We start from the raw sequence: 22,222 nt of genomic DNA, 5'->3' as shown, positions 1-22,222 counted from the left end.
GGTATGAGGCGGGGAACCCTGGTCATCGCTCTGCTCGTCTGCGCGCTCCTCGGCGCGGCGAACACGGCATCGGCCGCGACGCTCGCGCCCGGCAGGGCCTACGCGGCGCCGGTGCGGCCGAGCGCCGCCGGCACGCTGGCGAGCGTGGGGCTCAGGCTGGCGAGCGCGTCGCGCGGCCGGCTGGCCGTCGCGTGGTACGCCGACGCCGACGGTCGTCCGGGCGCGCTGCTGGCGTCCGGGACGTTGAAGCGCCCCGCAGCGGGCTGGCGCAGCGTCACGCTGGCGCCCGCGACCACGAGTGTGACCGGCGGGACCCGCGCGTGGGTCGCGCTGCTGGCGACCGGCGGCTCGGCGGCCGTCACGACGGCGGGGAGCTGCAGGGGCACCTGGGCGGCAAGCACGCTCAGCGCGCTGCCCAAGAGGTGGCCGGCGGGCAAGGCCGGCACCGCGTGCCCGCAACTGCACGTGGGGATGACGCCCCTTCCGCCCGCGGTGCCCGCGCCGACACCTCCTCCGCCGTCCGTCCCCGGCGACCTCGGCACGCTGCCGCCGGTCGTCGTGCCGCCGCCGGTCGTCGTGCCGCCGGTCGTCGTGCCGCCGGTCGTCGTGCCGCCGGCGCCGGAGGTCCCGCTGCCGGTCGAGCCGGCGCCGGAACCGGTCCCGGATCCCGTCGACACCACGGCGCCCGAGACGTCGATCACGGCGCAGCCGGCCTCCTCGACGACCTCGACCTCGGCCTCGTTCACCTTCACCGCGAGCGAGTCTGGTTCGACGTTCCAGTGCAAGCTCGACGGCGGCGCCTACGCGTCCTGCGGCTCACCCAAGGCCTACAGCTCGCTTGCCGTCGGGTCGCACACGTTCTCGGTCAAGGCCACCGACGGCGCGGGCAACGCCGATGCCTCGGCGGCGACGGCGTCTTGGACGATCACGACGCCGCCTGACACGACGGCGCCGGACACGACGATCACGTCGGCGCCGACGGGCTCGACGACGTCGACCTCGGCGTCGTTCTCGTTCACGGCGTCCGAGTCTGGTTCGACGTTCCAGTGCAAGCTCGACGGCGGTGCGTTCGTCGCCTGCTCGTCGCCGAAGGCCTACAGCTCGCTCGCGGTCGGGTCGCACGCGTTCTCGGTCAAGGCCATCGACGGCGCGGGCAATGCGGATGCGTCGGCGGCGACCGCTTCTTGGACGATCACGACGCCGCCTGACACGACGGCGCCGGACACGACGATCACGTCGGCGCCGACGGGCTCGACGACGTCGACCTCGGCGTCGTTCTCGTTCACGGCGTCCGAGGCGGGGTCGACGTTCCAGTGCAAGCTCGACGGCGGCGCCTACGCGTCCTGCGGCTCACCCAAGGCCTACAGCTCGCGTGCCGTCGGGTCGCACACGTTCTCGGTCAAGGCCACCGACGCCGCCGGCAACACGGACGCCTCCGCCGCGACCACGACCTGGACGATCACCACCCCGCCCGCCACGCCCGCGCTCGGCAGCCCCGCCCAGGGCGTCGTCGACGCGGCCAAGGCGGTGCCGTTCATCCGCTACGGCCGGCAGTACAACGGCGGCGGCATGACCAACGACGCGTGGAACACCGGGCCGTCGGTCGTCCTCGCCGCCGCCTCCTACGCCGGCAACATCAGCGCCGACGCCCGCCTGCTCGCGCAGATCCGCGACCTGATCGCCGGCGGCAACGAGCCGGTGTCCAACGGCGGCTACCCTGCCCAGCACGAGCGCTACGGCACCGCGACGCTGGCGATCGCCCGCCGCACGCCGCGGATCTGGGACCAGCTCACCGCCGGCGAGCAGCACAAGATCGACCTCGTGATGGAGGGGACGCTGTTCTCCTCGGCCTTCACGACCAGCGACACCAACCCCTACGTGTCGTCCAACGGCCAGCAGCGCACGCTCGACGGCGACACCGACGTGCATCGCGATTGGAACCCCAACTACCGCGAGGGCATGCTCGGCGGCGTCGTCCAGGCCATCGCCTACTTCGGCCCGTCGGCCGCGCAGTCGCTGCTGACCGGCTACGACGCGGCGGCGTTCCTGGCCGACCTGCGCGCCAACGGCCTCACGAACCTGGCCGCGACCTTCAACTACAGGGTCGACAACCCGGGCTCGGTCGCGCCGACCGCCGGCCAGGTCGCGTCGGCCGTCCGCACGTTCAAGTACTACGGGACGACCGTCGCCGACCCGATGGGCCTCTACTGGGCGCTGGCCGACGATACGTTCGGCGCGCACGTGACGTGCGGGCTCAACGACGGCGCCGGCTTCTCCACCGCCGACGGGCAGGCCGGCATGATCGTCTCCGGCTGCTCGGGGCTGGCGAACAAGGGCGCGCTCGGCATGGCGCTCGAGCTCGACTCCGGCGACGCCGGCGGCGCGCGCAGCTCCGCGCAGTACGCCTACGACGGCGCGAAGGTCAACGTCGTCAACGCCTACGTCCTGGCCGTGTCCGGCCAGTGGGTGGCCGGGAGCACGGATGCCACCAACGCGATCGGGCGCCTGCGGATCGGCGAGCCGGACCTGTGGTACAAGCTCGACCGCGGCTACCGTGGCTACGCCAAGGGCGAGGCGCAGTGGATCTACGGCGCGCCGAGCAGCGACCCGTACGTCTACAAGAGCGACAACCCCAACTACGGGTTCTCCTACAACCGCTCGCTCTGGTACGACGTGCTGGCGCCCTACTTGGGGCTCTGACGGCGCGCGACCGCGCGCGCCAGCATCACCAGGAACTGCGTGTTGGTCACCGCGTAGCGGCGGAACATCCGCCGCGGCTCCTGGAGCAGGCGGTACAGCCACTCCAGCCCAAGGCTCTGCCACGCGGCCGGCGCGCGGCGCGTGATGCCGGCGGTGACGTCGATCGCGCCGCCGACGCCCATGACGAACGGGACGCCGAGCTTCGGGCCGAACTCGCCGAGGAAGAGCTCCTTCTTGGGCGAGCTCATCGCCACGAGCAGGATCGACGCGCCGGAGTCGCGGATCTGCGCGCAGACGCCGGCGGCCTCGTCGTCGGCGAAGTAGCCGTCGCGGAAGCCCGCGATGTCGATGCCCTCGTGCTTGACGCGGATGCGGCGCACCGCCTCCTCGAGCACCTCGTTGCGGGCGCCGAGGATGAAGACCCCGTAGCCGCTGCGCACGGCCTCGGCCAGCAGGCGGTCCATCAGGTCGATGCCGGCGACCCGCTCGGGCAGCGGCGCGTGCAGCAGGCGCGAGGCCCAGACGACGCTCTGCCCGTCGGCGCTGATGACGTCGCAGCGCTCGATGATCTCGCGCAGCTGCGGGTCGTCGCGCATCGCGACGAGCTTGGCCGCGTTGATGGCGACGTGCTGGTGGAAGCCGCCGGCGTCGATGAGCTGCGTGCAGCGCGCGACGGTCTGGTCCATGTCGAGCGCGTCGACAGGGCAGCCGAGGACGTCGACGCGGCTATGGGCCGGAGCCGGGACGGGCGTCGGGGCGACGGGCGCCGCCGTCATCGCTGCTCCTGCACCGCGGGCGCCGCGCAGAGCGCGTAGTTGGTGACGAGCACGTCGGCGAGGCGGTCGGCAGCGTGGCCGTCCCACAGCGAGATCGCGCTCGGCGTCGGGTCCCAGCTCGAGATGCGCACGCCGGCCAGCTCGGCCGGGTCGTCGCCCAGCAGCGTGTTCGTGCCGTGCGAGATCGTGATCGGCCGCTCCGTGTTGGTGCGGAACGTGTAGCAGGGGACCCCGAGCGCCGAGGTCTCCTCCTGCACTCCGCCGGAGTCGGTGACGACCGCCCCGGCGTCGGCCTGGAGGGACAGGAAGTCGAGGTAGCCGACCGGCTCGATGCAGTGCACGCCCGCGGCCTCGAGGCGTGCCAGCGAGCCGTCCTCGGCCAGCCGGGCGCGGGTGCGCGGGTGGATCGGGAACACGATCGGCGCGTCCGCGGCCAGGGCGACGAGCCCGCCGACGATCCCGCTCAGGCGTGAGGGGTGGTCGACGTTGGACGGCCGGTGCAGCGTGACGAGGATGTAGGAGCCGGGCTCGACCCCGAGCTGCACGGCCAGCTGGCGCTCGCGAGCGCGGCGCTCGCAGCGGCGCAGCGAGTCGATCATGGTGTTGCCGACGTAGTGGACGCGGCTCTCCTCGACGCCCTCGGCCTTCAGGTTCTCCAGGCCTTCGGGGCTGTGCGTGAACAGCAGGTCCGACAGGCGGTCGGTGAGGACGCGGTTGATCTCCTCGGGCATCGTCCAGTCGAACGAGCGCAGGCCCGACTCGACGTGGGCGATCGGGATGCCGAGCTTGGACGCGGCGAGCGCGCAGGCCAACGTGGAGTTCACGTCGCCGGCGACGACGACGAACGTCGGCTGGGTGTCGACCAGCACACGCTCGAAGGCGCTGAGGACCTTGGCGGTCTGCTCGCCGTGAGCCCCGGAGCCGACGGCCAGGAAGTGGTCGGGCTCGGGGAAGTCGAGGTCGGCGAGGATCTCGTCCGACATCCGGCGGTCGTAGTGCTGGCCGGTGTGGACCAGGACCTGGTTGAAGGCCCCGCGCTCCCGGAGCGCCGCGACGACCGGCGCCATCTTGACGAAGTTGGGTCGTGCACCGACCACGTGCACCACGGTGGACCGCTCACTGGACAGCGGCGCAAGGGGCGCGTCGCCGTGCACGAGGGTGAGCTGCGGGACGTCGGTCGTGAGGTCGTTTGACATCGCTCTGCGAGCCTAAGCGGGACGCGGGGCCGGGAGAATGGCCTGGGGCTGAATCCCAGTCCTTCGGCTAGGCAAGGGCCAGTCCGTAGGCCAGCCACCGAACGTCTCGAGGAAGGCGCCCACGCGTGCGCGCGCACGCGAGCGCGCGCGAGAGACCGGCGGCCCGGGCATCGTTCAGACCGCCCGAGCGGTCAGGTGGATCGCGTCGCCGAGGCCGACGGCGTCCAGCGCCATCGCGGGGCCTAGCGCGGCGTACCACGCACGGCGGCTCTCCAGGACGCGCTCGCCCTTGCCGCTCAGGTAGCCGGCGGTGCCCAGGACCGCCGAGCCGGTCGAGACCAGCCGCGCCGACTCGACGCGGAAGCCGCACTCCTGCACCAGCGCCGACAGGCGCCGGCGGTCGAAGTGCCAGAGGTGGCGCGGCATGTCGAGGTAGTACCACCGCTTGCGGGCGGTCCGCGACAGCAGCGAGCCGACGTTCGGCACGCCGATCGTCAGCGATCCGCCGTCGCGCACGACGCGCCGGGCGGCGGTCAGCTGGGCGCGCGGCGAGGACACGTGCTCGAGCGAATGCCAGAAGCGGACGGCGTCGAACGACGCGGCGTCGAGGCCGAGCTCGGTGAGGTCGCCGTGGTGGACGCCGGCCAGCCCGGCCGCGTGCGCGGCGGCGACGGCCTGGGCGTCGGGCTCGACGCCGTGCGGGCGCCAGCCGGCGGCGGCGAGCAGGAGCAGGAAGTCGCCGGAGCCGCAGCCGACGTCGAGGATGTCGCCGGGCGGGCCGGGCGGCAGGCCGGGGGAGAGGCGGTCGACGGCGACGCGGGCGGCCAGGCGCGTCCGCAGCGAGCGGGCGCCGGCGTCGCCGCCCGCGTCCAGGCCATAGGCGTGACGCACGCGCGCGACCGCGGTGGCGGCCGGGGCCGCGGGCGGCTGGTAGATGTAGTACTCGTCGGCCGGGTAGTAGGCGCCCGCGTCGGCGGGCTGGGGCAGCGTGCGCTGCAGCCCGCACGACGTGCAGCGGGCCAGCGCGAAGTCGCCGCCCAGGCCGTAGCGGACGTCGGGCGTGCGCAGCACGGTCGTCGTGGCGGTCGCGCCGCAGAGGTCGCAGGCGACGTCGAGGCCGCCCGCGGTCGGGGCGATCGAGATCGGCGGCTCGGCCATCGTCGTCATCACCGACAGGGTGATGGACCCGCCCTGGTCTGACCCTGGTCCTTGGTGCAGTCGTGGTTGTCCTGATCCAGTGCGCCACTTACCTTCGCGGCCATGTCACGCGTATTGCGAGCTCGTTGGTTGCTGTCCGTCCTCCTGACGCTGGTCGGCGTCGGGGCCCTCGCGTCGACGGCCTCGGCCGGCGACATGTTCCGCAACAGCGACAACGTGTTCGAGCGTGGCGCGCTCACGGTCAACAAGGCCCTCACGGCCGCGGCGGCCAACGGGCTGCCGAGCGGGTTCGTCGAGGACACGCCGTTCACCGGCCTCATCGCGCCGTCCTCGATCCGCTTCGCGCCCGACGGACGCGTGTTCATCGCCCAGCTCGACGGGCGCATCTACACCTACGACAACGTCAACGACCCGACGCCGACGCTGTACGCCGACCTGCGCACGCAAGTCGCGTTCTTCGGCGACCGCGGCCTGATCGGCATGGCGCTGGACCCGCAGTTCGACAACGGCCGGCCCTACGTCTACGTCCTCTACACCTACGACGCCAAGCCCGGCGGCACGGCGCCGCTGTGGAACGACGTCTGCCCGGACTCGATCGGCGCCGACGTCAAGGGCTGCGTGGTCAGCGGCCGCCTCTCGCGCCTGGACCAGAACGGCAACGAGACCGTCCTGATCAAGGACGAGTGGTGCCAGCAGTTCTCCAGCCACTCGGTCGGCGACCTCCAGTTCGCGCCCGACGGCTCGCTCTACGCCAGCGGCGGCGACGGCGCGAGCTTCACCTTCGCCGACTACGGCCAGGAGGGCTCGCCGAAGAACCCGTGCGGCGACCCGCCCAACCCGGCGGGCACGCCGGACTCGCCGCCCGACGCCGAGGGCGGCGCGCTGCGCAGCCAGGACGCGCGGACGACCGGCGACCCGACCGGCCTCAACGGCGCGATCATCCGCGTCAACCCGGACACCGGCGCGCCGATGGCCGACAACCCCGGGACCGGCGACACCAACGCCAAGCGCATCGTCGCCTACGGCATGCGCAATCCGTTCCGCTTCGCGTTCCGGCCGGGCACCACCGACCTCTACTTCGGCGACGTCGGCTGGGACACGTGGGAGGAGATCAACCGCGATCCGAGCCCGACGGCGCAGGTGCGCAACTACGGCTGGCCCTGCTACGAGGGCACCGGCCGGATGAGCTCCTACGACAACCTCAACCTGAACATCTGCGAGAACCTCTACACGCAGTCCGGGGCCGTCACGGGGCCGCTGTTCACCTACAACCACTCGAGCAAGGTCTCGACCGAGAACTGCTCGCCGGGCACCTCGTCGACCTCGGGCATCGTCTTCTACGACGGCGGCACGTTCCCGGCGGCCTACAACGGCGCGATGTTCTTCGCCGACTACGCCCGCAACTGCATCTGGGTCATGTACCCGGACGCCAACGGCGTGCCCGACCCGACGACGCGCCAGCCGTTCGCCGACCCCGCCGACACGCCGGTCGACCTCGAGGTCGGCCCGGGCGGCGCGCTGTACTACGTCAGCGTCGGCAGCGGCAAGATCCACCGCATCCAGGCCGTCAACGCCAACCAGGCGCCGGTCGCCCACGCGATCGCCAACCCGCTGCAGGGCGCCGCGCCGCTGACCGTCAACCTCGACGGCACGACGTCGACCGATCCCAACGGCGACGCGCTCACCTACGCGTGGGACCTCGACAACGATGGCGCCTACGACGACTCGACCGCGGCCAAGCCGAGCACGACGTTCACGAACGAGGGCGCGCACCTCGTGCGCCTCAAGGTCACCGACCCGGGCGGGCTCACGAGCACCGACACCATCACGATCACCGTCGGCTCGGCGCCGACGGCGACGATCGCGACGCCCGCCGCCGGCCTGACGCGCGCCGTCGGCGAGTCCATCGCCTTCAGCGGCTCGGCGGTCGACGGCCACGGCGCGGCGCTGCCGGCTTCGGCGCTGACCTGGACGTTCCAGATGCACCACTGCTCGGCGATCGTCCCGACCAGCTGCCACATCCACACGCTGCAGACGACCAACGGCGTCGCGTCGGGCACGTTCCTGTACCCCGACCACGAGTACCCGTCGTACCTGACGATCCAGCTGACCGCGACCGACACGACCGGGCTGGCCGACGTCAAGACCGTGCGGGTCGATCCCAAGACGGTGGACCTGACCTTCAACTCGACGCCGTCGGGCCTGCCGATCTCGGTCGGCGCCGAGCAGTCGACGACGCCGTTCGTGCGGAGGGTCGCGCAGGGCTCGACGGTCGCGCTGATCGCGCCGACGCCGCAGACGCTGAGCGGCACGAGCTATGACTTCTCGTCGTGGTCCAACGGCGGCTCGGCGGCGCACCAGTTCACCGCGCCGACGTCGGCGACGACCTACACGGCCACCTACACGGCGACGCCGTGCCCGGCCTACACGGGCCTGGTCGGCCAGTGGGGCTTCGACGAGGCCACCGGCACGACGACGGCCGACGGCTCCGGCAACGGGCTGACCGGCACGATCACCGGCGCGGCGCACACGACGACCGGCAAGTTCGGCAACGACCTGACGTTCAACGGCACCAACACCCAGGTGTCGGTCGCCGACAACGCCAAGCTCGACCTCACGACCGGCATGACGCTCGAAGGGTGGATCAACCCGACGACGCTCGGCTCGACGTGGCGGACCGTCGCGATCAAGGAGAACACCGGAGCGCTGGTGTACGCCTTGTACGCCAACAACGACACGGGCAAGGCGAGCGGCCACGTCTCGACGCCGGCGGAGTCCGACACGCGCAGCACGTCGGCGATCCCGCTGAACACGTGGACGCACGTCGCGACGACCTACGACGGCGCGACGCTCAAGCTGTACGTCAACGGCGTGCTGGCGACGTCGAAGGCGGTCACCGGCTCGATGCCCAACAGCGCGGGCGCGCTGAAGTTCGGCGGCAACAGCATCTGGGGCGAGTGGTTCCAGGGCCAGCTCGACGAGATGCGCCTGTACAGCCGCGCGCTGACCGCGGGCCAGATCCAGAGCGACATGACCACGCCGGTGACGTGCACGGGCGCGCCGCCGACGCCGGTCCTGGCGACCACGCCCGCGTCCCTGACGTTCTCCGGGACCGCCGGCGGCGCCAACCCGGCGGCGCAGTCGATCGGCGTGTCCAACACGGGCGGCGGGTCGCTGGCCTGGACCGCGACGTCGAGCCAGCCGTGGCTGACGGTGTCGCCGGTCTCCGGCGGGGCGCCGGGCACGATCACGGTCACGCCGTCGGTGGCGGGGCTCAGCCCGGGCACGTACACGGCCAACGTCACGGTGACAGCGTCCGGCGCGGCCGGCTCGCCGAAGACGATCCCGGTCACCTTCAACGTGGCGGCCGCACCGCCCGGGCCGACGCTCGCGACCGCGCCCGCCTCGCTGGCGTTCAGCGGGACGGCCGGCGGGTCGAGCCCGGCGGCGCAGACGATCAGCGTCACGAACACCGGCGGCGGGGCGCTGAGCTGGACCGCCTCGGACGACCAGCCATGGATGTCGGTGGCGCCGGCGTCGGGCACCGCGCCCGGCACGATCACGGTCACGCCGTCGATCACGGGCCTGGCGGCCGGGACCTACACGGGCAACGTTGCGGTGACGGCGCCGGGGGCCTCGGGCTCGCCGAAGGCGATCCCGGTGACGTTCACCGTGGCGGCGGCTCCGGCGCTGGCGGTCGCGCCGACCTCGCTGGCGTTCACCGCGACGGCCGGCGGGGCCAACCCGGCCGCGCAGACCGCGTCGGTCACCAACGCGGGCGGCGGGTCGCTGACCTACTCGGTCGCCGACGACCAGTCCTGGCTGACGGTGACGCCGACGAGCGGCACCGCACCGGGGACGTTGACGATCACGCCGAACGTCTCGGGTCTGGCCGCGGGCACCTACACGGCCACGGTGACCGTGACGGCCGGGGCGGGCGCCACCGGCTCGCCGAAGACGATCGCGGTCACGCTGACGGTCAACCCGTCGAGCGGCCCGGTCGGCCTGGTCGGCGCGTGGGGCTTCGACGAGACCAGCGGCACCGGCGCCAGCGACAGCTCGGGCAACGGGCTGAACGGCACGATCACCGGCGCGACGCGGTCGACGACCGGCAAGTTCGGCAACGACCTGACGTTCAACGGGACCAGCAACTGGGTCACGGTCGCCGACAACGCCAAGCTCGACCTGACCAACAAGATCACGATGGAGGCCTGGGTCAACCCGACCGCGCTGGGCACCACCTGGCGCACCGCGATGATCAAGGAGAACACCAGCGCGCTCGTGTACTCCTTGTACGCCAACGCGGGGAACTCGAAGGCCTCCGGCCACGTGTCGACGCCGGCCGAGTCCAACACGATGTCGACGGCCAACATCGCGGTCAACACGTGGACGCACCTGGCGACCACCTACGACGGCGCGACGCTGAAGTTGTACGTCAACGGGACGTTGGTGTCCTCGAAGGCCGTCACCGGCTCGATGCCCAACAGCACCGGCGCGCTGCGCTTCGGCGGCAACAACGTCTGGGGCGAGTGGTTCAAGGGCCAGCTGGACGAGATCCGGCTCTACAACACCGCCTTGACCCAGGCGCAGGTGCAGAGCGACATGGCCACGCCGATCGCGGGGGCGGGGCTGACGGCGTCGATCGCGTCGGCGCGCTCGGCCAAGAAGGCGACCAAGAAGTCCTCCAAGAAGTCCGCCAAGGGCAAGGCCAAGAAGAACGTCAAGTCCAAGGTCGACGCGCACGCCAACGCCCAGGCGCCGCAGCCGCGGGTCAAGCGCAAGCACAAGCTCCCGAGCGCGACGGTCGCCCGGAGCGCGGCGGTGGGCGACGACCGGACGGTCGCCTTCCGGCCGAGCCGGCCGATCCAGCTGCTGTGCCACGACCTCGGCGGCGCGCCCGAGCTGGCCTAGGCACGCGCGGCGGCCGTGCTGGTCGCCGCGTTGCGCTTCGTTAAGAGGGGAGGGGGATCGTCCTCACCCGGGCATACCCTTGCCACCGCCGTGCTGATCGAGGAACGCTCCGCCGCCCTCCGGGTCCCGCAGGCGCCGTCCGGCACGGCGCTGGCCTCTGCGCGCTCGCACGGGGCCCTGCTGCTGGTGGGGGCCTCGCTCGCGATCGCCGCGCTGACGCTGCTGCTCCCCAGCGCCCCGACCTACGACCCGTGGTCGTGGATCATCTGGGGCCGCGAGATCGCGCACTTCGACCTGGTGACGACCGGCGGCCCGTCGTGGAAGCCGCTGCCGGTGATGTTCACCACGGTCTTCTCGCTCTTCGGCTCGTGGGCGCCGGACCTGTGGCTGGTCGTGGCGCGCGCGGGCGCGATCGCGTCGGTCTTCCTCGCCTTCCGCGTCTCGCGCTCGCTCGGCGGGGGCGTCGTCGGCGGCGTCGCCGCCGCCTGCGCGCTGGCGATCGCGCCGTGGTGGATCCGCAGCGGCGCGCTGGGCAACTCCGAGGGGCTGATCGTCGCGTTCCTGCTCGGCGCGATCGACCGGCACATCGCGGGCGACCGGCGGTTCGCGTTCTGGCTGGCCGTGTGCGCCGGGCTGCTGCGCCCCGAGGCGTGGCCGTTCCTGGCCGTGTACGGGCTGTTCCTGATGGGGACGCGCTCGGTGCCCGTGCGCGTCGTCCTGGGCGCGGGCGTCGCGGTGCTGGCGCTGTGGCTGCTGCCCGAGTGGTGGGGGTCCGGGGACCTGCTGCGCGCGGCGCACCGGGCCAAGGACGTCAACCCGGGCGCCCCGACCTACGCCGACAACCCCGCGCGCGAGGTCCTGCACGACGCCGGGCTGATGCTGACCGGGCCGCTGGTCGTCGGGCTGCTGTGCGCCGGCGTCATGGTGATGGTCAAGCGTTCACGGCCGATCGCGGCGCTGATCGCGATGTCGATCGCGTGGCTGGGGCTCGTGGCGTACATGACGTCGGACGGGTTCTCGGGCAACCAGCGCTACCTGATGGCCCCGGTGGCGTTGTTGATGGTCTTGGGCGGGGCGGGCATCGGGTGGGGGCTGGAGCAGGCGTTCGCGCTCCTGTCACGGGCGGTGCCCGCCGTGCGCTCGGTCGGCCGCCGGCCGGCGGGCGCGACGGTGCTCCTGGTCGCCGTGGTCGTCGGCGTCGTCTTCGCCGCGCCGAGCTTCCAGCGCTTCGCGCCGAACATGCGCGGGCTGCACTACCAGGCCGACCTCGCCGACGAGCTGCCCGGCCTGGTGCGCGACGCCGGCGGGGCCGACGCGCTGAAGCGCTGCGGTCAGGCGTTCACCGGACCGTTCCTGGTGCCGGTCGTCGCGTGGAACCTCAACGTCCACACGCAGGACATCCACCTCACGCCGTCGACGCCGGCCGTGGTGTTCCGGGTCAAGACGACCGGGCACAGCCGGCCGGCGCCGACGCTGCGCGACGTCGGTGACGAGCGCACGCTCGCGACGAGCGGCAAGTGGCGCATCGTCGCCGCGTGCGGGAGCCGGGGGGCGTGAGCGCGGTGGCCGAGGGGCCCACGACGGCGCCCGCCCCGGACGCCGTCGCGTCTGGCGCTGAGCGCTCCGCGCCGGGGCGTGGGTCGTCCTGGTGGCGGCACTCGACGCCGCTGAAGGTCGTCGGCGTGCTGGCCATCATGCTGCTGTCGGTCTGGCTGCGGTCGCACGCGATCACCGCGAAGTTCTGGATCGACGAGGGCCTGAGCGTCGGGATCGCGCACCACGACTTCTGGTCGATCCCGGGCGTGCTGAAGAAGGACGGCTCGCCGCCGTTGTACTACATGCTGCTGCACGTCTGGATGGGCGTGATCGGCGGCGACGGCGAGTCCCGGACGCACGCGCTCTCGCTGCTGTGCGCGACGCTGACGATCCCGACCGGTTGGTGGTTTGGCCGGCGGCTGTTCGGCGAGCGCGCCGCATGGGCGACCGCCGCGCTGTGCGCGACGCTGCCGTTCCTGACGTACTACGCGCAGGAGACGCGGATGTACGCGTTGGTCGCGTTGTTGGGGTTGTGCGCGAGCGGCGCGTTCGCGATGGCCTACGGGATGCGGAGCCGGGGCTGGATCCCGGCATTCAGCGTCCTGATGGTGTTGACGGTGTACGCGCACAACTGGGGCCTGTTCCTGGGGATCGGCTTCGGCGCGGCGTTCCTGGTGCTGTTGCGCGGCGAGCCGGCGGAGGCGCGGCGCGCGTTCTTCCGCGACGGAGTCCTCGGCTTCGGCTTGTTGGTGCTGTTGTACCTGCCGTGGATCCCGCGGCTGCTGTTCCAGGCCGAGCACACCGGTGCGCCGTGGGCGGAGGCGCCCGACTTCAACGGCTTGTTGAACGGGTTGCAGAGCCTGGTCGGCGGGATCGAGACCGCGCTGCTGCTGCTCGTGGTCGGCGTCGGCGGGCTGGCGACGATGCGGCGCCGGGCCGAGGGCGCCGAGCGCTCGCGCGCCGTCGTCGCGTTGGCCGTGGCGATCGGGGTCGCGGTCGCGCTGGCGTGGTTGGCGTCGCAGGCGTCGCCCGCGTGGGCGACGCGCTACTTCAGCGTCTTCGTCGGGCCGGCGCTGCTGCTGGCGGGCGCCGGGCTGGTCCGGTTCGGGAAGGTCGGCCTGGTGGCGCTGGCGATCGTGCTGGTGCTCTGGTTCGACCCGCGCGAGCGCCAGATCCGCGGCAAGTCCGACGCCTACCGCGTCGCCCGGACCCTGAAGGACCAGCGGCTCATCGACAAGGGCGACCTCGTCCTGGCCGTCCACCCGGAGTACGGGCCGGCGATGCGCTACTACCTCGGCGGCGGCTATCGCTGGGCCGACGCGCTCGGCCCGGTGAACGACAACCGGGTCTTCGACTGGCGCGACGCCCTGGACCGCTTCAAGGCCGCCGGCCCGAAGCGCACGCTCGCCAAGCTCGAGCCCTCCGTCAAGCCCGGCCAGCACCTCATCCTGATCATGCCGATCATCCGCACGGCATCCTGGGGCGCACCCTGGACCTCCGAGATCCGCCACCGCGCGCCCCAATGGGAACGCGCGCTCAACCAGGACAAGAACTTCGTCCGCATCGGCCCGGTGCCGTCCTTCAAGAGGCGCGCCCTCCCTCGCGGGGTCCGGGCGATCGTGTACTTGCGCAAGTAGCCCGGCGCGCCGCGCCGCCCCAGCCCGCGCTCGTCGGTTCACACGCCCTCCTCACCGCCGGGAGCGCATCGGTGCGTCGTCGATCCTGGCGTGGCGAGCGTTCGTCGCTCTCCGCCACCGCCTTACGCTCCGGCTGCGCTCACCGCCGCCACGCCTGCCGTAGGACCTCGGCCACCGCTCGCGGGCTGCGAGATCATGACGACGTGCGATGCGTCTACGACGGTCACCACCGTCGCGCCGGCGCTGGCGGGCTCGCCGAACGCGGCGCCGGACAGGGGGCGCTGGACGTTGGACATGAACTTGGCCACGGCCGGTGCCACGTCGCCCGCGAAGCGGGCGCGAAGCCGGCGACGTAGACGAGCCCGACGACGTTGTCGGCGACGCCGGCCACGGTGATCACGGCGCCGCCGACGACGCCGCGCAGCGGGTTCGGTGGGGCCTTCGCGACGTGGCCGTCGCTGCGGAGCTCGTCGTGGACGCCCTGCCAGCCGGAGGCGTCGGCGAACGCGCCGTGGACGAGGATGATGGTGGGAGCGGGCACGGGGACGAACCTGTCACGCCGGGGCCGGACGTCGTGTGACGCGCCGGACACCGAAGCGCCGACGTGCCAACTCGATGCGCCATGTCGATCGCGCCGCGACCCCGATCGTCGCTCGATCGACACGGCAAGCAGGACCAACGACGCGAAGGAGCAACATCATGGACATCATCCTCATCGACTTCATGACCTTGGACGGCGTGGTGCAAGCGCCCGGCGGGTCTGAGGAGGACACCGAGGCCGGGTTCGCCCACGGCGGCTGGTCGGCGCCGTACTTCGACGTCGACGTGATGGGCAGCGCCATCGGCGAGATCATGGACCGGTCGGACGCGCTGCTGTTCGGACGGCGCACGTGGCAGGGCATGGCCGCGGCGTGGCCCGAGCGCGCCGGCGATCCGTTCGCCGACACGATGAACGCCATCACGAAGCACGTGGCGTCGCGCACGCTGAGCGAGGACGACCTCACGTGGTCGAACTCGCGGCTGCTGCCCGCCGACGACGCGCTCGGCGCGATCCGCGAGCTGCGCGGAAGGGAGGGCGGCGCGCTGCAGATCTGGGGCAGCGCGGACCTCGCCCAGCAGCTGATCGAGCACGCCCTCGTCGACGAGTACGTGATCCTGCTCGAGCCGATCCTGCTCGGCGGCGGCAAGCGGGTCTTCCCCGACGACGGGGTCGCACGCCCGCTGGAGCTCGTCGACGTCAAGACCGCGAGCACCGGCGTCCTGGTCTGCACGTACCGCCCGGCGCGCGGCTGACGCGCCCGGCCGCCTCAGCAACCTCCCAGCACGGGTTCAGGATGGGTTCAGGCCGCGGGTCGATGCTCCTCGCATGCCTCCCGTCGAACCCATCCCGACGACCCCGCCGCCGAAGCCGCCGCGGCGCGCGATGCGCGCGCCCGGAGGCCGGCGGTTCGCCGCGGGCGCGCTCGCCAGCGTCGTCGCGGTGTTCGGCGTGCTCGCCCTGCGGGTGCACGACGGGGACGACCCGGCGCTGGCGGCGGTGAAGGCGACCCCGACGACGACGAACGCCACGTCGTCCTCCTCGGACGCCACGGGCGCGGCGACGACCACGACCACCGACCCCTACGACTCGGGCACGTCGTCGTCCTCCAACGATTCCGGCTCCGTCTCCTCGACGCCCCGCGGCTCGACCTCCGCCTCATGAGCCTCCTGGACCGCAGCCTGCCCGCGATGGGCGCGACCGCGCGCATCGTGCTCGCCGACCGCGCGCCCGGCGCCGCCGCCTCGCCGAGGCTGACCCACGCGGCCGACGACGCCCAGGCGCTGCTCGCCACGCTCGAGCGCCAATGGACGCGCTTCGCGCCGGACTCGGCGCTCAACCTCCTCAACGACGACCCTCGCACCGAGGTTCCGGCCGGCGCGCACGTCCGCGCGCTCATCCGCGCCGGCGCGTGGGCCGGGCGCATCTCGGGCGGGCTCGTCGACATGACCTTGGGCGCCCAGATCGCCCAGGCGGGATACGACGCGCACTGGGACGGCTCCCTCGCCGTCCCGCTGGCCGCGGCGTTGGCGGCCGCTCCGCCCCGAGCGGCCGCCACGCCCGATCCCGCCGCGCGCTGGCAGGGCCTCGGCGTCGACCGCCGCGCCGGCACGATCCGCCGCCCGCCCGGCGTGACCCTGGACTCCGGCGGCCTCGGCAAGGGCCTCGCGGCCGACCTCGTCGCCGCGCGCCTGACCGGGCTGCGGTACGTCGTCGACGTCGGCGGCGACCTCGCGCTCGGCCACGGCGGCCGGGGACACCACGAGGTCGTCGTCCGCCACCCGCTCACCGACGCGCCCGCGCACGTCTTCCGCCTGGGCGGCGGCGGCGTCGCGACCTCCGGCATCCATCGCCGCCTCTGGCGCGACCGCCACGGGGACCCCGCGCACCACCTCCTGGACCCGAGCACGGGCCGCCCGGCGTGGACCGGGCTGCTGACCGCCACCGCCGTCGGTCGCAGCGCGCTCCACGCCGAGACGCTGGCCAAGACGGCGCTCCTGCAGGGCGCGCACGGCGCCCGCACGACCCTGTCCGCCCTGGGCGGCGTCCTCGTTCACGAGGACGGCGCCGTCGAGGCCGTCCCCGCGCTGCGCCGCACCGCCCTGCGCGCCGCCCGCGACCTGGCCGCCGCCACCGCCTAGGACCACCGAGGCCATGAACAACCCGTTCGACTACACCTTCTGGCTCGCCTCGCGCGCGGCCGGCATCGTCGGCTTCGTCGCGCTCGGCGCGGTCGCGATCCTCGGCCTCGTCTCCGCCCTGCGGCTCGTCGAGCCCAAGACCGCGGCGCGCATGAAGCCGTGGCACGAGCGCCTCGCGCTGACCGGCCTCGCGTGCATCACCGCGCACGGCCTGCTGCTCCTCGGCGACGCCTGGCTCAACCCCGGGCTGGCCGGCATCGCGATCCCCTTCACGATGGCCTACCGGCCGCTCTGGACGGGCCTCGGGATCACCGCGTTCTACTGCCTCGCGGCGTTCGGGCTGAGCTTCTACCAGCGCCGCCGCATCGGCGCCCGCCGGTGGCGCTCGGCGCACCGCTTCGCGTCCGTCGCCTTCGTGCTCGGCGGCCTTCACGCGCTGATGGCCGGCACCGACGCCCGCAGCCCGCTCCTGCTCGGGATCATCATCTTCCTCGGGGTCGCGATCGTCGGCCTGGCGGGGGCTCGCGCGCTCGGCCTGCCGGCCAAGCGGAAGCCCGCGACGCGGCGTCCGGCGCCGCGTGTCGCCGCGACGCCGTGAGGCACGAAATCCCCGCTCCCAAGCGCTATTGCGTCCGTGAAGAACTGTTAGGTCGCGTTAGCAGAACCCGTACAACGCACGCGCAGCGGGCAAGGTGCAGGGCATGACGCTTGTCGACGAACCGCCGACGCTGCCCAAGAACGACGACGACGGCCACGGGGACACCCGCCCCTACGTCGTGATCGGCGGCGGCCCCGCCGGCCTGTCCGCCGGCTACCTGCTGGCCAAGGCCGGCCGGAAGGTCATCGTGCTCGAGGCCGAGGACCAGGTCGGTGGCCTGGCCAAGACGGTCGTCGACCCTGACGGCTACCGCTTCGACCTCGGCGGCCACCGGTTCTTCACCAAGAACAAGGAGGTCAACGACCTCTGGCTCGAGATCATGGGCGACGAGTTCCTGATGCGCCCGCGCATGTCGCGCATCTTCTGGCGCGGCAAGTACCTCGACTACCCGCTGAAGGGCACCGACGTCATCAAGAAGCTGGGCCCGGTCGAGCTCGTCCGCTGCGGGGTCTCCTACCTGTGGGCCGCGGTCAAGCCCAAGGGCAAGGAGGAGACCTTCGAGGACTGGGTCTCCAACCGCTTCGGCAAGCGCTTGTTCCAGCACTTCTTCAAGTCCTACACCGAGAAGGTCTGGGGCGTCTCCACCAAGGAGCTGCGCGCCGACTGGGCCGCGCAGCGGATCAAGAACCTCAACTTCTTCTCCGCCGCCAAGGCCGCGTTCCTCGGCAACAAGGACGACATCACGTCCCTCATCGACAAGTTCCAGTACCCGCGGTACGGACCGGGTCAGATGTGGGAGATGATGACCAACCGCATCGAGGAGATGGGCGGCGAGGTCCGCCTCGAGTCGCCGGCCCAGCAGATCGACGTCGAAGACGGCCGCGTGGTCCGCATCCACACGCCGCAGGGCGTCATCGAGCCGCGCGGCACGATCTCGTCGCTGCCGCTGCGCCACATGGTCGGCCTGACCTCGCCGGGCGCCCCGGCCGAGGTGCAGTCCGCCGCGCAGGGCCTGCGCTACCGCGACTTCCTGACGGTCGCGCTGGTCATCGACGGCCAGGACCTGTTCCCCGACAACTGGATCTACATCCACGAGCCGAACGTCCGCGTCGGCCGCATCCAGAACTACCGCTCGTGGTCGCCCTGGATGGTCCCGGATCCGGACACGGCCTGCGTCGGCCTGGAGTACTTCGCCTTCAAGGGCGACGACCTCTGGACCATGGACGACGACAAGCTCATCGAGCTGGCCAAGGACGAGCTCCAGCAGCTCGGCCTCGCCCGGCCCGAGCAGGTCCGCCGCGGCTACGTCGTGCGCGTCCCGCTCGCTTACCCGATGTACGACGAGACCTACGCCCAGCGCGTCGAGTCGATCCGCTCCTGGCTCGATCCGCTCGAGGACTTCGTCCAGGTCGGCCGCAACGGCCTGCACCGCTACAACAACTCGGATCACTCGATGCTGTCGGCGATGCGCGCGGTGGACAACATCCTGCGCAACGAGGGCCATGACATCTGGGCCGTCAACGTGGAGTCGGTCTACCACGAGGAGCAGACCGACGCCGACGTCGAGCAGCCCTACGCGAAGCTGCCCAAGACGGTCTACGAGACCGAGCCGCTGGTCACCGAGGCCTAGGCTGGCGCCCTAACGAGGTTTGGCTTCGCACGTTCGGCGGGTACATCGCGGACGTGCGTGCAACGACGACGGGTCGCCCTTGGCGGCCCGTCGGTCGTTGACGGGCGCGGCGCGCGTCAGTCCAGCTCGGCGGCCCAGAGCGTCGCCCGGACGGCGCTGAACCAGCGGCCGTCCATCAGCGCCTCGCCGGTGCCGCCGGCCTCGCCGAGCTCCTCGAGGATCTCGGCGGCGGTCAGGAAGCGCTTGAAGACGCGGTGGGTGGTGCCGTCGTTGAGGACGCGCTCGTCCCACGTCTCGGCGGGCTTGTCCTCGCGCGGCGCGGAGTCGATCACGATCAGCTCGCGCGCGACGCGGCGGGCCTCGGCCAGGAACGTGTCGCGCTCGGCGGGCACGAGGTGGCCGTAGAAGTGGCCGGTCAGGACGCGGTCGAAGCTGCCGTCGGCGAACGGGAGCGCCAGCGCGTCGCCGACCAGCGCGAGGCCGTCGGGCAGGCGCTCCTGGGCGATCGCGATCATCGCGGGCGACTGGTCCAGGCCGACGGCGAGGCCGTGCAGGTGGCGGGTCAGGAAGCCGGTGCCGCAGGCGACGTCGAGCGTGCGCGCGGCCGGGAGCGCGTCGACGAGCGCGACGAGCTGCTGCACCTCGTCGGCCCAGCCGGGCCGCTCACGGCCGGGCGCGCCGAAGCGGCCCTCGCCGGCGTACCACTCGTCGTACTCGTCGGCGCGCGCGTCGTAATAGGCGTGGGTGGCGGGATCGCGAGCGAAGGACATGCCCTCGAATCTAGTCGCGCCGCCCCGCGTAGGCGGGTCAGGCGTGTCCGACGAGCACGCCCACGACCGCGACCAGCACGCCGCCGAGCGTGACCTGGACGAGCGAGACCGGGAGCGCCACGTGCATGAAGCGCTTGCGGATCAGCGCGATCGTCACGAGCTCGATGGCGACGACGACGTAGGCGACGGCCAGCGCGGTCGAGAGGTCGGAGATGAGGAACGGCAGCGCGTGGAAGGTGCCGCCCAGGAACGTCGCGCCGCCGGTGATGACGCCGCGCGAGAGCGACGAGCCGCGGCCGGTGACCGAGCCGTCGTCCGACAGGCCCTCGCTGAGGCCCATCGAGATCGCGGCGCCGAGCGCGGACGCGAGGCCGACGAGCAGCGCGGCGCGCGAGCCGGCGAGGTAGGCGGCGGCGAAGATCGGCGCGAGCGTGGAGATCGTGCCGTCGATCAGCCCGATGAGCCCGGGCTGGATGCGCTGGAGGACGAGCCGGCGGCGCTCGGCGTCGGGCGTCGACGGGGTCGACGCCGAGGTGGGAAGGGGCAGGACCTGTTCGCTCACGACGTCGATAATACAAGAGACTAAAGATAAGGATGCCCTAACATGTGCGAGTGGCTATGAAGGGCACCCGAACTTCCGAGGTCGAGATCGACGCCGACGCGGCCGCCGAGGCGCGCCTCGTCGCGGCCCTGCGCGAGCGCGGCCAGCGCGTCACCTCACAGCGGCTGGTCATCGGCCGGCTGCTGCGCGAGCTCGACCGCCACGTCACGGCCGAAGAGGTCCTGCGCCGCGCGTCCGAGCAACTGCCAGGCGTGTCGCTGCCGACGGTCTACGCCACGCTCGACCTCCTGGCTGAGCTGGGCGAGGCCCGCCGCGTGAGCGTCGGCGGCCCGGTGCTCTACGACCCACGCGTGGCCGACCACGCGCACCTGCGCTGCCGCGTCTGCGGCCGCGTCGAGGACCTCGAGATCCCTCTCGACACCGCCCACGCGCTTCACGCCGCCCGCGCCACCGGCTTCGACGCCGAAGGCGCCGAGCTGGTCGTCGAAGGCCGCTGCGCCGACTGCTCGGCGCGCGACGCGGCCCCCGCCGCCGCTCGCTAGACGTCTCGCGTCGCGCGGAGCGTCGGTGCTTCGGCCGGTGCGTCGCCGGCCTCGTTCTCGTCGTGGTCGTCCTCGGGTTCACTGCCGTCGCCGGAGCCACGGGGCATCTCGATGGGCAGCGTGAGGACGAACCGGGCGCCGCTGGAGGACGTCTGCGTCGCCAGCGCCAGCTCGCCGTCCAGACGCCGGGCCAGCTCGCGGCCGATCGCGAGGCCGAGGCCGAAGCCGCCCTCGCCGCCGGTTCGCGACCCGCGCTGGAAGCGCTCGAAGATCACGTCGTGCTCGTCCATCGGGACGCCCGGCCCGCGGTCGGCGACCTCGAGCGTCGCGCGGTCGCCGTGGTACTTGGCGGCGATCCGGATCGCCTCGCCCGGCGGCGTGAAGCGCAGCGCGTTGTCGATCAGGATGCGCGCCACGCGCGCCACCGCGCCCGGGTCGCCCGACGCCCAGACCGGCCCGGTCGGCGGCACGACGTCCAGCGTCACGTCGCGCGCGTCCGCGCGCAGCGCGAACTCCGCGGCGACCGCGCGGGCGAGCTCGCCGATCTCGACCGGCTCGTGGCGCAGCTCGACGCCGGCGTCCAGGCGCGACAGGTCCAGCAGCTCGCTGGCGAGGTTCGCCAGCCGCCGCAGCTGCTCCTGGCCGCCGCGGAGCACGGCGCCCGCGTCCTCCACGTCCAGATGCCCGGCGTCCAAGTCCTCCAACAACAGCTCCAGGTTGCCCTGCAGCGACGTCAGCGGCGTGCGCAGCTCGTGCGACGCCGTGGCGACGAACGCCCGCCGCGCTTCCTCCTGGCGCTTGAGCGCCTGCTGCATCGACGACAACGCGCGCGCCAGATCCCCGACCTCGTCCCGGCCGTCGTCGACCGGCGGCGTCGGCGCGTTCACGCCGTCACGCGCCAGCGCGAGCGCCGAGCGCCGCAGGCGCCCGAGCCGTCGCGACAGCCCGGTGGACAGCGCGATCCCGAGTAGCAGCGCGACGCCGAGCCCGAAGACCGCCGCGGTCAGGAACGCGGAGCGGACAACGTCCACGGCGCTGCCGCCGGGATCGGACTTCTGCACCATGAGCACGAAGAACTGGTCGGCGACCGGGATGTCGCGGTCGACGTTGACGCCCTTGGCGTGCGGCGCGATCGCCACCGCGTACCCGTTGCCGTCACGCGACGAGGTGCCGCGGGACTTGCCGGAGGCGACCACCTGGCGGAGGTCGTCCGCGTTGGGATCGGTGATCCCGCTGAAGGCGTACACGTTGCGTTGATCGGCGGTGAAGAGGCCGACACGGCCGTCGGTCCGCTGCGACAACGTGTCGAGGATGTCGTCGACGTCGGGCGTGACGCTGCCGCGGGTCTGGCCCAGCTTGGTCTCGAGCTCCTGCCGCGTCGCCAGCGCGGCGCCCTTGACCGCGTCCCGGCTCTGGCTGTCCAGCTTGGCCTGCAACGGGGACAAGAGCGCCAGCGCCGCGACGCCGAGCGTCACCGCGCTCGTCGCCAGCAACGCCAACAACAAGCGCGTGCGCAGGTTCACGGAG

The 22,222-nt window shown here is 72.7% G+C and carries 17 protein-coding genes; 10 read left to right on the top strand and 7 right to left on the bottom strand.

Annotated elements, in window-relative coordinates:
• Nucleotides 1-3: 3 nt before the first annotated feature.
• Complete coding sequence (locus tag DSM104299_RS22790; RefSeq protein WP_272473961.1) at nt 4-2,700, top strand: hypothetical protein; 2,697 nt, start codon at nt 4-6, stop codon at nt 2,698-2,700.
• On the opposite strand, the gene DSM104299_RS22785 is transcribed toward DSM104299_RS22790, so the two are convergent.
• The 3 genes from DSM104299_RS22785 to DSM104299_RS22775 all read right to left on the bottom strand — a co-directional run bounded on the left by DSM104299_RS22785 (nt 2,685) and on the right by DSM104299_RS22775 (nt 5,839).
• Entirely contained in the window at nt 2,685-3,476 is a 792-nt protein-coding gene (locus tag DSM104299_RS22785; RefSeq protein ID WP_272473960.1) for a WecB/TagA/CpsF family glycosyltransferase, read from the bottom strand. The genes DSM104299_RS22790 and DSM104299_RS22785 overlap by 16 nt on opposite strands.
• Nucleotides 3,473-4,672 carry a non-hydrolyzing UDP-N-acetylglucosamine 2-epimerase gene (gene wecB, locus DSM104299_RS22780; protein WP_272473959.1) on the bottom strand — a complete coding sequence of 400 codons (1,200 nt, stop codon included), beginning with the start codon at nt 4,670-4,672 and terminating at the stop codon, nt 3,473-3,475. The genes DSM104299_RS22785 and wecB overlap by 4 nt, the downstream gene beginning before the upstream one ends.
• Before the next feature lie 174 nt (nt 4,673-4,846).
• Nucleotides 4,847-5,839: a class I SAM-dependent methyltransferase gene (locus DSM104299_RS22775; RefSeq protein WP_272473958.1), complete on the bottom strand. Its 993-nt coding sequence runs from the start codon at nt 5,837-5,839 to the stop codon at nt 4,847-4,849.
• A gap of 120 nt (nt 5,840-5,959) precedes the next feature.
• Here DSM104299_RS22775 and DSM104299_RS22770 point away from each other — a divergent pair, with 120 nt between their 5' ends.
• The 3 genes from DSM104299_RS22770 (at nt 5,960) to DSM104299_RS22760 (ending at nt 13,914) form a co-directional block, all read left to right on the top strand.
• On the top strand, nt 5,960-10,741 hold the full coding sequence (locus tag DSM104299_RS22770; RefSeq protein WP_272473957.1) for a LamG-like jellyroll fold domain-containing protein: 4,782 nt from the start codon (nt 5,960-5,962) through the stop codon (nt 10,739-10,741).
• 90 nt (nt 10,742-10,831) lie between these two features.
• Complete coding sequence (locus tag DSM104299_RS22765) at nt 10,832-12,298, top strand: hypothetical protein (protein WP_272473956.1); 1,467 nt, start codon at nt 10,832-10,834, stop codon at nt 12,296-12,298.
• The gene (locus DSM104299_RS22760; RefSeq protein ID WP_272473955.1) at nt 12,295-13,914 is read left to right on the top strand and encodes a glycosyltransferase family 39 protein; all 1,620 of its coding nucleotides are present in this window, start codon (nt 12,295-12,297) and stop codon (nt 13,912-13,914) included. Before DSM104299_RS22765 ends, DSM104299_RS22760 begins: the two co-directional genes overlap by 4 nt.
• Before the next feature lie 223 nt (nt 13,915-14,137).
• Here the strand turns inward: DSM104299_RS22760 and DSM104299_RS22755 are convergent, their stop codons facing one another.
• Complete coding sequence (locus tag DSM104299_RS22755) at nt 14,138-14,455, bottom strand: hypothetical protein (protein ID WP_272473954.1); 318 nt, start codon at nt 14,453-14,455, stop codon at nt 14,138-14,140.
• Between the two features lie 158 nt (nt 14,456-14,613).
• On the opposite strand from DSM104299_RS22755, the gene DSM104299_RS22750 reads away from it, so the two are divergent.
• The 5 genes from DSM104299_RS22750 (at nt 14,614) to DSM104299_RS22730 (ending at nt 18,821) form a co-directional block, all read left to right on the top strand.
• Entirely contained in the window at nt 14,614-15,207 is a 594-nt protein-coding gene (locus DSM104299_RS22750; RefSeq protein ID WP_272473953.1) for a dihydrofolate reductase family protein, read from the top strand.
• 73 nt (nt 15,208-15,280) lie between these two features.
• On the top strand, nt 15,281-15,616 hold the full coding sequence (locus DSM104299_RS22745; RefSeq protein WP_272473952.1) for a hypothetical protein: 336 nt from the start codon (nt 15,281-15,283) through the stop codon (nt 15,614-15,616).
• On the top strand, nt 15,613-16,593 hold the full coding sequence (locus DSM104299_RS22740) for an FAD:protein FMN transferase (protein WP_272473951.1): 981 nt from the start codon (nt 15,613-15,615) through the stop codon (nt 16,591-16,593). The genes DSM104299_RS22745 and DSM104299_RS22740 overlap by 4 nt, the downstream gene beginning before the upstream one ends.
• Nucleotides 16,594-16,606: 13 nt before the next feature.
• Nucleotides 16,607-17,191 (top strand): ferric reductase-like transmembrane domain-containing protein, encoded by a 585-nt coding sequence (locus DSM104299_RS22735; protein WP_272473950.1) that lies wholly within the window; start codon nt 16,607-16,609, stop codon nt 17,189-17,191.
• Nucleotides 17,192-17,294: 103 nt separating this feature from the next.
• Nucleotides 17,295-18,821, top strand: coding sequence for an NAD(P)/FAD-dependent oxidoreductase (locus tag DSM104299_RS22730; protein WP_272473949.1), 1,527 nt, complete (start codon nt 17,295-17,297; stop codon nt 18,819-18,821).
• A gap of 116 nt (nt 18,822-18,937) precedes the next feature.
• Here DSM104299_RS22730 and DSM104299_RS22725 read toward each other — a convergent pair whose 3' ends face one another.
• Both DSM104299_RS22725 and DSM104299_RS22720 read right to left on the bottom strand, forming a co-directional pair.
• Nucleotides 18,938-19,591: a class I SAM-dependent methyltransferase gene (locus tag DSM104299_RS22725; RefSeq protein ID WP_272473948.1), complete on the bottom strand. Its 654-nt coding sequence runs from the start codon at nt 19,589-19,591 to the stop codon at nt 18,938-18,940.
• A 37-nt stretch (nt 19,592-19,628) separates the two neighbouring features.
• Complete coding sequence (locus DSM104299_RS22720; RefSeq protein WP_272473947.1) at nt 19,629-20,153, bottom strand: VIT1/CCC1 transporter family protein; 525 nt, start codon at nt 20,151-20,153, stop codon at nt 19,629-19,631.
• Between the two features lie 56 nt (nt 20,154-20,209).
• Between DSM104299_RS22720 and DSM104299_RS22715 the strand changes: the two genes are divergently transcribed.
• Complete coding sequence (locus DSM104299_RS22715) at nt 20,210-20,695, top strand: Fur family transcriptional regulator (protein ID WP_272473946.1); 486 nt, start codon at nt 20,210-20,212, stop codon at nt 20,693-20,695.
• Here DSM104299_RS22715 and DSM104299_RS22710 read toward each other — a convergent pair.
• The gene (locus tag DSM104299_RS22710; protein ID WP_272473945.1) at nt 20,692-22,218 is read right to left on the bottom strand and encodes a sensor histidine kinase; all 1,527 of its coding nucleotides are present in this window, start codon (nt 22,216-22,218) and stop codon (nt 20,692-20,694) included. The two genes, DSM104299_RS22715 and DSM104299_RS22710, sit on opposite strands and share 4 nt — an antisense overlap.
• Between the last annotated feature and the right edge of the window lie 4 nt (nt 22,219-22,222).

Source organism: Baekduia alba, from assembly GCF_028416635.1.
Taxonomy (GTDB): Bacteria; Actinomycetota; Thermoleophilia; order Solirubrobacterales; family Solirubrobacteraceae; genus Baekduia; species Baekduia alba.
This window is presented reverse-complemented; position numbering and strand designations above follow the sequence as displayed.

What these genes read in the sequence shown, in the direction of transcription:
- DSM104299_RS22775 (WP_272473958.1), bottom strand. Translation starts at nt 5,839, where the DNA reads ATGACGACGATGGCCGAGCCGCCGATCTCGATCGCCCCGACCGCGGGC.
- DSM104299_RS22750 (WP_272473953.1), top strand. Translation starts at nt 14,614, where the DNA reads ATGGACATCATCCTCATCGACTTCATGACCTTGGACGGCGTGGTGCAA.
- DSM104299_RS22740 (WP_272473951.1), top strand. Translation starts at nt 15,613, where the DNA reads ATGAGCCTCCTGGACCGCAGCCTGCCCGCGATGGGCGCGACCGCGCGC.
- DSM104299_RS22725 (WP_272473948.1), bottom strand. Translation starts at nt 19,591, where the DNA reads ATGTCCTTCGCTCGCGATCCCGCCACCCACGCCTATTACGACGCGCGC.
- DSM104299_RS22790 (WP_272473961.1), top strand. Translation starts at nt 4, where the DNA reads ATGAGGCGGGGAACCCTGGTCATCGCTCTGCTCGTCTGCGCGCTCCTC.
- DSM104299_RS22730 (WP_272473949.1), top strand. Translation starts at nt 17,295, where the DNA reads ATGACGCTTGTCGACGAACCGCCGACGCTGCCCAAGAACGACGACGAC.
- DSM104299_RS22785 (WP_272473960.1), bottom strand. Translation starts at nt 3,476, where the DNA reads ATGACGGCGGCGCCCGTCGCCCCGACGCCCGTCCCGGCTCCGGCCCAT.
- DSM104299_RS22715 (WP_272473946.1), top strand. Translation starts at nt 20,210, where the DNA reads ATGAAGGGCACCCGAACTTCCGAGGTCGAGATCGACGCCGACGCGGCC.
- DSM104299_RS22745 (WP_272473952.1), top strand. Translation starts at nt 15,281, where the DNA reads ATGCCTCCCGTCGAACCCATCCCGACGACCCCGCCGCCGAAGCCGCCG.
- wecB (WP_272473959.1), bottom strand. Translation starts at nt 4,672, where the DNA reads ATGTCAAACGACCTCACGACCGACGTCCCGCAGCTCACCCTCGTGCAC.
- DSM104299_RS22735 (WP_272473950.1), top strand. Translation starts at nt 16,607, where the DNA reads ATGAACAACCCGTTCGACTACACCTTCTGGCTCGCCTCGCGCGCGGCC.